This is a genomic window from Salinicoccus jeotgali (assembly GCF_039538805.1).
GTDB classification, from domain to species: Bacteria; Bacillota; Bacilli; order Staphylococcales; family Salinicoccaceae; genus Salinicoccus; species Salinicoccus jeotgali.
Genome location: NZ_BAABCK010000002.1, coordinates 60,897 through 73,095, shown reverse-complemented (window position 1 = coordinate 73,095; position 12,199 = coordinate 60,897). Strand labels below are relative to the sequence as shown.

General features: G+C 48.0%; 12 protein-coding genes and 1 tRNA gene. 2 read left to right on the top strand and 11 right to left on the bottom strand.

Annotated features, from left to right (window positions below):
* Positions 1–42: 42 nt before the first annotated feature.
* The 3 genes from ABD734_RS00485 to ABD734_RS00475 all read right to left on the bottom strand — a co-directional run bounded on the left by ABD734_RS00485 (position 43) and on the right by ABD734_RS00475 (position 2,020).
* Positions 43–360: a hypothetical protein gene (locus ABD734_RS00485; RefSeq protein WP_344700657.1), complete on the bottom strand. Its 318-nt coding sequence runs from the start codon at positions 358–360 to the stop codon at positions 43–45.
* 153 nt (positions 361–513) lie between these two features.
* Positions 514–939: an Ohr family peroxiredoxin gene (locus ABD734_RS00480; RefSeq protein WP_344700656.1), complete on the bottom strand. Its 426-nt coding sequence runs from the start codon at positions 937–939 to the stop codon at positions 514–516.
* A gap of 76 nt (positions 940–1,015) precedes the next feature.
* The gene (locus ABD734_RS00475) at positions 1,016–2,020 is read right to left on the bottom strand and encodes a thermonuclease family protein (protein WP_344700655.1); all 1,005 of its coding nucleotides are present in this window, start codon (positions 2,018–2,020) and stop codon (positions 1,016–1,018) included.
* Between the two features lie 144 nt (positions 2,021–2,164).
* Between ABD734_RS00475 and ABD734_RS00470 the strand changes: the two genes are divergently transcribed.
* Positions 2,165–2,236: transfer RNA gene (locus ABD734_RS00470), tRNA-Val, on the top strand.
* Positions 2,237–2,317: 81 nt separating this feature from the next.
* On the opposite strand, the gene ABD734_RS00465 is transcribed toward ABD734_RS00470, so the two are convergent.
* The 3 genes from ABD734_RS00465 to ABD734_RS00455 form a co-directional block, all read right to left on the bottom strand.
* Positions 2,318–2,845, bottom strand: a complete 528-nt coding sequence (locus tag ABD734_RS00465; RefSeq protein ID WP_344700654.1) for a hypothetical protein — start codon at positions 2,843–2,845, stop codon at positions 2,318–2,320.
* A gap of 45 nt (positions 2,846–2,890) precedes the next feature.
* Positions 2,891–4,276, bottom strand: coding sequence for a 23S rRNA (uracil(1939)-C(5))-methyltransferase RlmD (gene rlmD, locus ABD734_RS00460; RefSeq protein WP_344700653.1), 1,386 nt, complete (start codon positions 4,274–4,276; stop codon positions 2,891–2,893).
* Between the two features lie 108 nt (positions 4,277–4,384).
* Complete coding sequence (locus tag ABD734_RS00455; protein WP_344700652.1) at positions 4,385–4,804, bottom strand: hypothetical protein; 420 nt, start codon at positions 4,802–4,804, stop codon at positions 4,385–4,387.
* A gap of 151 nt (positions 4,805–4,955) precedes the next feature.
* Here ABD734_RS00455 and ABD734_RS00450 point away from each other — a divergent pair, with 151 nt between their 5' ends.
* Positions 4,956–5,855, top strand: coding sequence for a protein-ADP-ribose hydrolase (locus ABD734_RS00450; RefSeq protein WP_344700651.1), 900 nt, complete (start codon positions 4,956–4,958; stop codon positions 5,853–5,855).
* Between the two features lie 62 nt (positions 5,856–5,917).
* On the opposite strand, the gene cysK is transcribed toward ABD734_RS00450, so the two are convergent.
* From cysK to ABD734_RS00425, 5 genes are all read right to left on the bottom strand, one after another.
* Positions 5,918–6,835 carry a cysteine synthase A gene (cysK, locus tag ABD734_RS00445; protein WP_344700650.1) on the bottom strand — a complete coding sequence of 306 codons (918 nt, stop codon included), beginning with the start codon at positions 6,833–6,835 and terminating at the stop codon, positions 5,918–5,920.
* A 187-nt stretch (positions 6,836–7,022) separates the two neighbouring features.
* Complete coding sequence (locus ABD734_RS00440; protein WP_344700649.1) at positions 7,023–8,006, bottom strand: tRNA dihydrouridine synthase; 984 nt, start codon at positions 8,004–8,006, stop codon at positions 7,023–7,025.
* A 47-nt stretch (positions 8,007–8,053) separates the two neighbouring features.
* Positions 8,054–8,899 carry an MBL fold metallo-hydrolase gene (locus ABD734_RS00435; RefSeq protein ID WP_344700648.1) on the bottom strand — a complete coding sequence of 282 codons (846 nt, stop codon included), beginning with the start codon at positions 8,897–8,899 and terminating at the stop codon, positions 8,054–8,056.
* Positions 8,900–8,978: 79 nt separating this feature from the next.
* The gene (gene rlmD, locus ABD734_RS00430; RefSeq protein WP_344700647.1) at positions 8,979–10,334 is read right to left on the bottom strand and encodes a 23S rRNA (uracil(1939)-C(5))-methyltransferase RlmD; all 1,356 of its coding nucleotides are present in this window, start codon (positions 10,332–10,334) and stop codon (positions 8,979–8,981) included.
* Positions 10,312–12,123, bottom strand: a complete 1,812-nt coding sequence (locus ABD734_RS00425; protein WP_344700646.1) for a 5'-nucleotidase C-terminal domain-containing protein — start codon at positions 12,121–12,123, stop codon at positions 10,312–10,314. Before ABD734_RS00425 ends, rlmD (ABD734_RS00430) begins: the two co-directional genes overlap by 23 nt.
* Positions 12,124–12,199 lie beyond the last annotated feature (76 nt).

The following is a 12,199-nucleotide window of genomic DNA, read 5'->3' as shown; positions in this document are numbered from 1 at the left end:
ATGGGATAAGAGGATGTCCGGGCTTTTCAATTAGGCTCGCACCTAGATCATATAGTAGAACAGCCATGTGAATATGAACAGCAGTATATATCCGAATACCAGCAAGTTCAAAAGGCCGGCGAAACCAAGCGCAAGACGCTGTGCCTGACTATATCTTTTGATGTAACCTAATATTTTATAGCCGATGAGCATCAGGAGCGGAATGACGAATAGATACGAGAATATAAGGATGAAGCGCGGGTTTCCGCCGCCAATATCAAAAAGGGTAAACAAGACCACACTTATAAGGAACAATACAGTTACTACTGCAAAATATCCCCGGACGCCGATCATCGTCTGCCTTTCCTCTTTTCGGGTCATCAGATAGACCGCCAATAAGATAATTCCTATGTAGAATGCACAAATAAGATAAACCAGAGTATTCTCCTCCATTTGATGGGTTTTATCATTGTATTATAACATTCATGACATGAAAAAGGGATGGAAGCCTGGGCTCCCATCCCTTTTGAATAATTACTTGGTAGTGGCATTAATATTAACGTCTATACCATTTTGAGCCATTTTGGAGTATGGGCATAGTTTGTGCGCATCCTCTACATACTTGTCTGCGTCGCTTTGCTCCACACCTTCAAATTCCACTTCGACTTCAGCTCCAAGTTTGAAGCCTCCATCCGTCTCGTCCTTCAAGAGTTTTGCTGTTGCTTTGACCACACGCTTGACGTCATCTGCCTTCGCTTTCTTCAAGACACCGTCGAGAGCACTGTTGAAACATGCACTATATGCTGCTGCAAATAGCTGCTCGGGGTTTGTTTCTTTCGTGTCTTCACCTGACATCTGCTTCGGCTGCTTGACATTCATTGAAAATGATTTATCTTCACTATGAACCTCTCCATCGCGGCCACCTGTATTGATCATCTTAACTTGATACAATGGTTCCATTAAAAGCTCAACTCCTTTTGTAGTCTATATTTAGTATATTCACGTTCCTAGGTACCATCAAACATATTTGCTTGCTTCAGTCGCATGCATACCCGTCTCGATCGCCATCCATTTTGAGGCTATACGCAGGATGTCCCTCCTTCACCCCATCGGGGTGGACCTGCCTTAATTCTGTACAGTTTTTGAACTGGGCTTCTGTACCTGAATCACCATTTCCGCGATTCTCCTCTTTTTGGTGTGCCTCGGAATCGAAAGGTTGATCAAGCGACCAGATGCCAAGCGTTTCTTCCTTGGCCTTCTCCTGTGCTTTTTCCAATCGGTCCAGATGCGTAGTATTGGGGGGATTTATATAACGGACCTGTGCAAGCCCTTCTCTGACAAGAATTTCGTTGACCATCTTGCCATCTGCGTAGATATAGGCAAGGTAGCGTTCGTAATGATCCTGCTTCGGTCCAACATCGAATTCAACCTCTATAGTGTCTGCTTCACTCAAAATTTCTTTTGTCCGTGCGGATGCTTCTTTACCGTAGGGTTGCTCCCCAATCCGCGGATGGTTCGTTTCCGGCGTATCTATCAGCAGATAACGGAACGAAACATCATTACCTTCAAAGTTAAAACGCGTGGTGTCACCATCTATGAATGAAGCAACGGTTACAACAGTCCGCTCTCCATCCGACCCTGATGCCCCAGGCACTTCCCGCTCAGGGCTTTCCGTATCATCAACTACGAATATCGAAACAGCCAGCATTGCAATGGCACAGAAAAGTGCAATGGCAGCATACCTCAAATAACCTTTTGATGACTCTCCACGAGCCTTCTTCACTGCATAGACGACACCGAACGCAATGGCTGTAGAAACGGCGTACAGTGCTGTGATGAGGAGGCCGGTTCCAAGCGTCGAACTGCTGTCCATAAGCGCAGTCAGTATAGCCAGCACACCGGCGACCGTAATCAGCATCAAAGCTGTCTGCCAACTTTTTTTATACCCTTTGTCCGATATGTATAGGGACACACCTTTAATGAACATCACCAATGATATGAGAGCTGCGATAAACGATAATATAAGAAATACAAAATCCATGCGAAACCTCCAGTACTTTCAGTTCTCAACGCTATAAATTATGACCAAAGGCAAAAGAATGTGCAAAATGTACACATTCCATTATAATGCCATTGACAAATCCATGTCTCCGTTGTAAATTTGAACATGTAGAAATTATATCAAGACCCCGTAGCTCAGCGGGAGAGCACTTGCTTGACAGGCAAGGGGTCGGTGGTTCGAACCCACTCGGGGTCATATTAAATCACCCAGTCCACGGACTGGGTGATTTTTTTGTCCATTCAATGTGCAACGCTTGATCCAACCTTCTCCAAATAATCAGGATAGCATATCCGCCATCTGCCAAGGTTCCCTTTTATAGAGCTTAAACATGAAGTACATGAGGACAACGATTTGAAATTGCAGAGACTCCCCATCAAATTGCGGATCAGAAAGAATCAGTGTCTCCCTGGCGGCTACATCTTCCTTGACGGTGGCAACATGGCGTCCATGGTAGTAGACTTCCATATCACCCGCCCAATCCTCTTCTATGCTCAGGAAACGCCCATCAATCTTGCCATCCACACGAAAGTGGAGCAGATTGCTGCCGGGCCTTTCCTTGAAGACCATTTCTCCCTGGTCTGTCTGCAGGATGTACTTGGATATATTCATATCCCGAAACTTCCGCTTTTTGAGACCGAGCTTTACTATTCTGCCTTGCGCAGAAGTATAGGAGTAAGTATTACGCCTCTCACAGTTCCTCAGCACCGTGCGGTCGATCTGTGCAATCTCATCCCCGGATTCATCTTCTATAAGAACCTTATGTTTCCTCGAACCTGGAGAAAGTGAATAGCGATATTGTTTCATAACTGCCTCCTTGAAGTTTAGGCTAATTACATTCTGGAACGGACATTATGCCTTCTCGAGCAATGCGACAAGTTCTATATGCACAGTATGTGGGAACAGATCAACCGGTTGAACCCTCTTGAGTTCATAGCCAAACTCGCGTAGCCAAGTGATATCTTCAGCAAAACTTTCCGGGTTGCACGACACATAGACGACGCGGTCGGTGCCGAGGCGTCCAATCCTGCGCATCACCTTGCCGCCGGCACCGGAACGTGGTGGGTCCAGCATCAAAAGATCAGGGATCCCCCATGTCTGTAAAATCTCATCCATTCCGCGGCGGGCATCTTTTGCCAGGAAATAAGTGTTATCGATGCCATTGTCTTTGGCGTTCCTCTTTGCCGATTCAATGGAGGTCTCCACTATCTCTATGCCTGCAAGTGCCTTAACCCGCTTCGCGAAAGGCAAGGAGAAGGTGCCGACGCCGCAGAAAAGATCGATCATGCGATCTTCGCTTTCCACTTCTGCCATCTCAATCGCCAATTCAACAAGTTTCTCGGCCTGTTCAGGATTCGTCTGGAAGAAGGTATCAAACCATATCCGATATTTATAGCCATACATCTCATCATGGATGTAATCACGTCCATAAAGGAGGTGTGTATGCTCCGACTGCGCCACATCCGCCCAATCTGTATTCTCCATCCACATGAAGCTGACCAGTCCGCTGAATTTACTGCTCAACCGCGATATCAGGTCATCCACTGCCTTTTGATGCGCCTTTGGGGATTCGGTGGCGAAAATTGCAAGCATGAGTTCTCCGGTTTTATGTGAATATCGGGTCATGAGATTGCGCAGCAGTCCAGCATGCGTGTCCTTATCATAACCTGGGAGGCCATGGTCTTTCTCCCAACGCGAAACTTCAAGCATCGCCTGCACCATCGGGCCGCCTGCTATCAGGCATGTATCCAGGTCGATGACATTGCGGAAATTGCCGAGCTCATGCAGCCCCAGCCCGCCTTCAGGACCGAAAGTGAATTCCATCTTATTGCGGTATTCCCAAGGCGTCTCCATACCGATCGCATCTGCTGCAACATCCGGGTCGAACCCATTCTCCGCGAGAAAACGGCGCACTTCGGCCACCTTATAGGCCAATTGCCCCTGGTAATCCCAATGCTGCCAGACGCACCCTCCACATTTGTCGAAGTGGGGACAGGGCGCTGCAGTGCGTTCCACACTTGGCCTGATGATTTCTTCCGGCAGTGCCTTGGCGCGTTTTCGGTCGGGATTCGCTACTGTCACCTGTACTTCTTCTCCAATCAATGTCTGGGGTACGGTGAGCTTCAATTTCCTCGGATTGATGCCACCCCCGTCTCGCCAGACGTGCCCCCTACCGGAGCCCTTCTTATCAAGCATGTCTATTTTCACATCATATGTTTCAGCTTTATTGTTCGACACTCAAGCACCCTCCATCTGTTCTCTTTATCATCATTCTACAATATCCATCGATACTACCACAATTGTATGTTGAATTTTATATGGATCAAATGCCAAGTGACCTTATTTTTATATAAAGATTGCGATGAGCCCCCCTACTGCAAAACCGAATATCGCGTGACCGAGAGTCCAGTAGAACCATGCAGCCGCATCATCCTTTGAAGGGGGCGTTTCAGTCAATGCACTCAGAAAATAAAGTGCCCCGCCTCCTGCAGTGAAGACTACCACATAGGGCCACACCAAAGACTCAAGGCCGAGCGGCAACAAGATATAGTAGAGCACCACCGCACTCGATATGCACGTTGCGTAATGGAACAGGATACCCGTTATACTCTTATCGCTCCATTGTTTAAGTACTGGTATATAATCCATATTATAGAGTAATATGTCCGCTTTATTTCCCGTCACCTTTCTCACAGTCTTCATAATCGCCGCAAGCAACACTCCTGAAATGAAGCCGATCAGAACAAGTTTCAAAAATGTGATCATCCCATTCCTCCCAGTTAAATTGTGTTATTTCACTATACCCTTTCTCTATGAATTTTACTTCCTAAATCGTTGTAATCGAACAAATCCTTCTGAAACGGATACATGGCATTATTCAAATATTCATGACAAAATATACGGTGAGGTGATTGAAATGGCAAATATCAATATAGATAACTACAAGAAAGCGATCAGGTTGGAAGAACCGTTCGCTCCAACTATGAGTGACATCGATGATAAAACGGTGCTCGCCGAACGCGTCCTTCTTATGCTGCGCAATGAAAAGGCCGGCACGCAAGATATAGATATACCCGAAGATTATACCGCCCAGCGTAAACTTATCCGGGCACTGCTCAATATCAGGCAACCACTCCCCCTCGATAAGGAAATGATGCAGCTGCTTGATAAACTCCTCCATATTGAAAAAGAGGAGAAAGAAAAGACGTCGCCTGAATCAATCAGAAACATTCAATCCGATTTTCCTAAAACGCGCTTCAAGGAAGCGGATAAGATGGCCCTATGGCAGGGCGACATTACAAATATAGAAGCGGATGCCATCGTCAACGCCGCCAATGAAAAATTGCTCGGATGCATGCAGCCGCTCCATGGGTGCATCGACAACGTCATTCACTCAGCAGCAGGTCCAATGCTCAGGGATGACGGAGCCGAAATCATCCATCGACAGAAAACGGATGAGGAGGCTGGGAATGCCAAAATCACGAGAGGCTACCACCTCCCTGCAAAGTACGTCATCCACACCGTTGGACCGGCGCTCTCCGATGGAGAGGAAGTATCGGCCAGGCATGAAACGACACTAGTATCCAGCTATAGGTCATGCCTTGATATTGCACAAGAAAAGGGAGATGTCAAAACGCTCGTCTTCCCGGCCATTTCCACCGGTGAGTTCAATTTCCCGGAAGAGCGTGCAGCAGAAATTGCTGTATGGACGGTCGATGAATGGCTCAAAACACATGAGCATCATTTCACCAAGGTCATCTTCAATGTATTCACGGAAGCGGACAGGGCAATCTACGAAGCGGTATTAAATGCTTGAATCCGGATTTCCGGCACATTTGTTCATACAAAAAAGCGGCAGAATCACTTCTGCCGCTCTTTCTATTCTATTAAGTCCATGCTCATATAGCGTTCCCCTGTGTCCGGTGCAATTGCTGCCACACGTTTGCCAGGGCCCAGTTTCTTCGCGACCTCAATCGCTGCAAATACAGAAGCACCCGCAGAAGGCCCGACAAAAATGCCTTCTTCCTTAGCCAACCTCCTGAACATATCGACTGCATCATCATCCTTTATTTGAATGATCTCATCCCATATATCGGTATTCAATATATTCGGGATGAAGCCGGGGCTCGTCCCGACGAGCTTATGCTTACCAGGCTTGCCACCCGACAATACAGGCGAACCTTCAGGCTCCACCACAGCAATGTGCAAGTCTTTAAGGTGCTCCCTTAAAGTTTCACCGGTACCTGTGATTGTACCGCCTGTGCCAGCTGTTGCGACAAATGCATCGAGATTATAATCGAAATCATCCAGGATTTCAATCGCCGTCGTCGTCCGGTGGATATCCGGATTGGCACTGTTTTCGAATTGTTGGGGGATGAAACTGTTAGGCCTTTCAGCATGCAGTTCCTTAGCCTTCCGGATGGACCCCGGCATCTTCTCTTCAGCCGGTGTCAGCACCACTTCAGCGCCATACGCCTTCAGAAGGTTGATGCGCTCACTCGTTGAGCTGTCAGGCAGGACGAATATTGCGTCATAGCCTTTTGCCGCCGCATTCATCGCCAACCCTATACCGGTATTGCCGCTTGTTGGCTCGATGATCGTTCCGCCCGGCTCAATCAACCCCTCTGCTTCAGCACGGTCCAGCATGCTGAATGCTGCACGGTCCTTTACACTTTTGCTCGGGTTGAACATTTCAAGTTTTACATAGACATCAGCAGCGCCTTCCGGCACGACTCTGTTGAGCTTCACCATCGGCGTATGTCCGATCAAATCAACAATGCTGTCGACTCTATTCATATGATGATCCCTCGTTTCTTTTAATCCCTACTTCATTGCTATACTATAACATTCTTCACCCGGCTGTTAAAGCAGCCTGCCTATTGGAGTCAGGATGCGGCTCCCCTCCTCCCATGACTCTTGAAATGCTTCCCATCTAAAAAAACTCCTGATGTTCAATCAGGAGTGCATGCTAAAATTGAGGGCTTCATGCCTTCAGTTCTTCTGCTTCTTCGAGCTCAAACGCATTAAGCAGAGCCCGCGCTTCTTCGGTCGATTTTGTGCCCATCAGACTGTTTCTAAGCGCGCCTGCGCCCCTGAATCCTTTTACATAAATTTTGAAAAAGCGGTGCAGGGCAGTATATTTACGGGGCACTTCTTTACTGTATTGATCATACAAGTCGAGATGTGTCCGCAGTAGCTCAAGCAGTTCTTTACTGCTATGCATTTTCGGTTCCTTCTCGAATGCGAATGGATTTTTGAAGATCCCCCGTCCGATCATGACGCCATCGACTCCATATTTTTCGGCGAGCTCCATGCCCGTTTCGCGGTCTGGAATATCGCCGTTGATGGTCAGTAGCGTCTCCGGGGCGATTGCATCGCGCATTTCGCGGATTTCTGGAATCAGCTCCCAATGGGCATCATATTTGCTCATCTCTTTACGCGTACGCAAGTGGATGGAAAGGTTCGCGATGTCTTGTTCGAATAGATGTTTGAGCCATTCCTTCCACTCATCGGTCTCATCATACCCAAGGCGTGTCTTGACGCTGACCGGCAACCCACCGGCCTTCGCGGCCTGTATGAGCTCTGCTGCGATTTCCGGCCGCTTTATCAATCCGCTTCCTTTACCGTCTCCAGCCACGTTCGGAACAGGGCATCCCATATTCAAGTCGATGCCTCTGAAGCCCTCCTCCGCCATACCGATGCTCATCCGGCGGAAGTGTTCTGGGCGATCCCCCCAGATGTGGGCGACAATGGGCTGTTCATCTTCAGTGAACATCAGTCGACCCCGGACACTGTCGATGCCTTCTGGATGACAGTAGCTGTCTGAATTTGTAAATTCCGTAAAATAGACATCCGGAGCAGCCGCTTCTGCAACGACATGCCGGAATACAACGTCCGTCACTTCTTCCATCGGTGCCAGCACGAAGAACGGACGCGGCAGTTCATGCCAAAAATTATCCTTTTTCATATGTTTCCTTCCTTCTTACAACAATCATCTTTTATCTGCCAATGTGGCTAGTCCACATACTTGCCATGCTTGGGCTTAGCCATCTCATCAAAGTTCTCGGCCAGTTCCTTCAGGCCATCAGCCAACAGTTCCCCGGAGAGGGGTTTCCCATGCCCGGTCACTGCTACGGATGGTTTCAGTGCTTCAAGAGTGACCACGGATTCTTTGGCGGATTGCCAATCTGTGGTCAGATATCTCGGCGGCCCGCTGATCACCAGTTCCTGCGTCAATACTTCATATAGATTTTCCTGTCTGACAGCGACAAATGCGTCGCCTGCAATCAATGTCCTGTCACGCTCCCTGAATAAGGCTACGTGACCCGGGGTGTGCCCTGGTGTATGGAGCCATTTGAATTCCGGCATATGCGGTACACTGCCGTCCTCGGGAAGCGGTTCTACATTATCTCCCAAATCAATCGGTTCTATCGGGAAAATCGGCGATGTCTTAGCGACCATTCCTCCCTCAACGGTAGCGTCCGGTTTCGGGTAGGGTGCCTTGCCGGTCAGAAACGGCATTTCCAGCTTGTGGGCGTAGACCGGCACATCCCAATACTTCACCAGCTCGATGATGGCCCCTACATGATCAAAGTGGCCGTGGGTCAAAATGATCGCCTGTGGCCGGCGCCCTTCCCCGAAACGATCTTCAACGGCTGAAATGATTTTTTCGTGCGAGTTTGGCATGCCTGCATCCACCAGCACAAAGTCACCTGTTTTCGGATTGCCGACAAGATGTATATTGACTATTTGTACCGTGTAGGTGTAAAGGTCCGGCAATACTTCAAAGCCTGTGCCACTTTTGATGGATGTAGCCGGCACCGTTTTATAATCTTCTCCGTAATTCATTTTATTGCCCATAGATGGCACCTCCTTGAAATCATATTACCTTTTACCCTTTGCTCAGAAATTCATGTCTCATAGGAGGTGGGGGGCAAATCTATTTCAATTCCAGGCGCACTACCGCTTCCACATGATTCGTCTGAGGGAACATATCGACCGGTGTAACCCGCCCGGCTCTATAGCCATGCTCCGTCAAATAGTTCAAATCCCGCTGGAGGGTACTTGGATTGCATGATACATATACAATCTTTTCCGGCGCCACTTCTATCAAGGCTTCCAGAAATTCTGGATGGCAGCCCTTTCTTGGTGGATCGACGAAGACGACGTCAGGTTCGACGCCTTGGTCGACAAGCTGCTTCATGACCTCTTCTGATTTGCCCAAGTGGTATTCTGCATTATCCACACCATTCAATACTGCGTTTTCCCTTGCGTCAAGCACAGCCGACTCCACACTTTCGATGCCGATGATCTTTTTGGCGCTGTCTGTTGCACACAAACCGATCGTTCCTATGCCGCAATATGTGTCGATGATCGTTTCGTCACCTTCCAGGTCAGCCAGCTCGATTGCTTTTTGATAAAGCCTCTCCGTCTGTGCATGGTTCACCTGATAGAAGGATTTCGCTTTGATGCGGAATTGTTTACCAAGCAGGGTGTCAGTGATATACGCATTGCCGTACAACGTGATGGTTTCATCTCCAAAAATGACGTTCGTCTTCTCATCATTGATATTCTGGACGATGCTTGTCACCATCGGGAATTGTTTTGTGATTGCTTCAATGACCGGCTCGAAGAGGTTTTTCTTGCCGTTCGTGACGAAGGCTACCTGCACTTCGCTGTCGTCGTGGTTTGAGCGGATGATGACATGCCGGACCAGGCCTTGGTGCAATGCCTCATCATAGACTGATATCCTTGCTTTGTTGAATTCATCCCTGATGGATACCATCAGTTCATTATGGATGCCCTTTTGGATGAGGCAGTCATCTATATCAATGATGTCATGGCTCCGCGGACGGTAGAACCCCATTTCAACTTTGCCGTCATTGAACTGCACGGGTATCTGTGACTTGTTGCGGTAATTGAATGGGGTCTCGGCCCCTATGATGGATTCTATATCGAGGTTCAGTTTTCCCATGCGGTTGATTGTCTTGTCGACGGTACTTGTCTTAAAACGCTGCTGCTCGAGATAATCGAGTGTCTGTATCTGGCATCCGCCACATTGGAAGTAATAGGGACATGGCGGGTTGATGCGGTTGTTTGACGCCTCTTTGACCTCAAGTGTCTTGCCGAAACCGAATTTACGGTTGGCCTTCACCACTTTAAAATCTATCTCCTCACCTTTCAGCACATCCGGGATGAAGATTGGATATCCTTCTACCTTCACCACACCCATGCCTTCGTGTGTATAGTCTTCGACCGTTCCGGTGAATCGTTCATTCTTTGTCACTTGTGCCATACTTATCCTCCTTTAAGTCAATTTCATACCAACTGAACCCGTTGCCAAGTTCTTCGACATGCCTGACTGCTTGTTCATCTATATATGCTTTTGCACGTGTGGCGGTCTTGAACATATATGTGCCACCCGGGATGATGGTCATTGGTTTCTTATGATCAAAATATGGATTTGTCATCATATATTCGATGACGATATCCCGTACAGTCCTTTGTGATTCATGGAGTACTTCAGCATCTCTTAGGAAGGGGGTATAGGCTACCCTGTAGTTGTTTGCCGGAACAATGAAAGAATCCCCCGGTTGGATGTCCTTGCCTTGGTATTTCATTTCAGTGACACGTTCGCTGTCACTGATTTTTTTCGCCGTTCCACTGTAGCGCGCCGGGCGCGAGATGTCGAATGTATACTCCAGATCGAAGAATGTATCGAAGTTATAGCTTGGAAAACCGTTTTTGGAACTATTGGCTTTCAGTAGATCTTCATTTTCATCTACCTGATTGAACTGGGAGGCGCTCCATTCCAGCCATTCTTTGAGAATTCCCCCATCTATCTTGATGATGACCATCGAGTTTGTGTGTTTATAAAGGTCAATCGCTGCACTGAGGGTAAGTTCCCCTTCCGCCAAGACTGTGAAGTCATGCGGTCCATCCCTGCCGGCTTTCGTGACAGCATTGAATCCAAGCACCGGTAATCGTTCCAGGTCGCTGCGACTGATGAGCGTTTCGGCGTATGCCTTGCTGGCTTCCGCTACGGCTTGGACTGCTTTGGAAGGAATGATGCGGGAGAAATAGGTATGCCACGTTTCATCTATATGGCCAATCGGTTCGGAAAGATAATCCAGTACCTTCCTATGGGAATCTTCATATTTTGATAACGTCTCCCTAGTTGGAGTGAGGCTTTCGGATTCAATCAGATGTGCCCTCGAATTCTTGATTTCCCACGCCCCATCATCATCTACCCCCAAATCGAACTCAATGCATCCCAGGTGGCTCGCTGAAACACCCGGCTGCACCATCGGTTTCCCGTTGACGGCACCACGCTTGAAATCAATCGCATCAATCCGCGCTTCGAAGTTTCGGTCTGGAAAGAATTCGTGGGTGTGCCCGAAAATGATGCCGTCCACATCTTCCACCATGGTCATGAGGAATGTCTGGTTTTCACCATAGAGCCTGATATGGTCAGGATCCTTGCTCATGCCGGAATGGGACATCAGAATGACGATATCGGCGCCCGCTTCCTTCATTTCTCTGGCAGTATGCCTTACCGTCCGGTTCATATCCTCGACTTCCACCCTACCCTCAAGGTGGAATGCGTCCCATTTCATGATCTGGGTGGGCACCACATTCAAAAAGCCGACCCTAAGCAATCCTTGTGGCGTCTGTTTGTCTACGATGACATATCTTTTTATAATATCACCGAGTGCGTGCTGATGGAAGTCGACATTTGCATTGACGATCTCAGCTTCGACCTGGCGATATGCTTTAAGAAGGTAATCGAGGCCGAAATTGAATTCATGGTTGCCAAGGCCAATTACATCATATATGTCATTCATCACTTCAATCGCGAGGAGCGGGTCATCACTATGTCGGTAGTCATAATCATTCCATACATCCCCTTGGAGGAAGTCCCCATTATCGACAGTCATTACGATATCATCCGGATGCTTCAAACGGTGCGCATCCATAAAAGATTTCAGATGCAGCAGACTCTTCGACTTATATGTGTCGTTAAAGTAATCGTGCGGATATATCGCGCCATGCACATCACTCGTTGCAAAAATTGTAAGTTTCATCGGACACCTCTTCAAATCTTATTGCTGTCATTATATCAAATCATCTGCGCTTAGGCTTGGAGGGCGCAATTTTGGG

Excerpts from the sequence above, each read along its gene's own strand:
- ABD734_RS00425 (WP_344700646.1), bottom strand. The coding sequence starts at position 12,123 with ATGAAACTTACAATTTTTGCAACGAGTGATGTGCATGGCGCGATATAT.
- ABD734_RS00465 (WP_344700654.1), bottom strand. The coding sequence starts at position 2,845 with ATGAAACAATATCGCTATTCACTTTCTCCAGGTTCGAGGAAACATAAG.
- ABD734_RS00485 (WP_344700657.1), bottom strand. The coding sequence starts at position 360 with ATGACCCGAAAAGAGGAAAGGCAGACGATGATCGGCGTCCGGGGATAT.
- cysK (WP_344700650.1), bottom strand. The coding sequence starts at position 6,835 with ATGAATAGAGTCGACAGCATTGTTGATTTGATCGGACATACGCCGATG.
- ABD734_RS00435 (WP_344700648.1), bottom strand. The coding sequence starts at position 8,899 with ATGGGCAATAAAATGAATTACGGAGAAGATTATAAAACGGTGCCGGCT.
- ABD734_RS00440 (WP_344700649.1), bottom strand. The coding sequence starts at position 8,006 with ATGAAAAAGGATAATTTTTGGCATGAACTGCCGCGTCCGTTCTTCGTG.
- ABD734_RS00450 (WP_344700651.1), top strand. The coding sequence starts at position 4,956 with ATGGCAAATATCAATATAGATAACTACAAGAAAGCGATCAGGTTGGAA.
- ABD734_RS00480 (WP_344700656.1), bottom strand. The coding sequence starts at position 939 with ATGGAACCATTGTATCAAGTTAAGATGATCAATACAGGTGGCCGCGAT.
- rlmD (WP_344700647.1), bottom strand. The coding sequence starts at position 10,334 with ATGGCACAAGTGACAAAGAATGAACGATTCACCGGAACGGTCGAAGAC.
- ABD734_RS00475 (WP_344700655.1), bottom strand. The coding sequence starts at position 2,020 with ATGGATTTTGTATTTCTTATATTATCGTTTATCGCAGCTCTCATATCA.
- ABD734_RS00455 (WP_344700652.1), bottom strand. The coding sequence starts at position 4,804 with ATGATCACATTTTTGAAACTTGTTCTGATCGGCTTCATTTCAGGAGTG.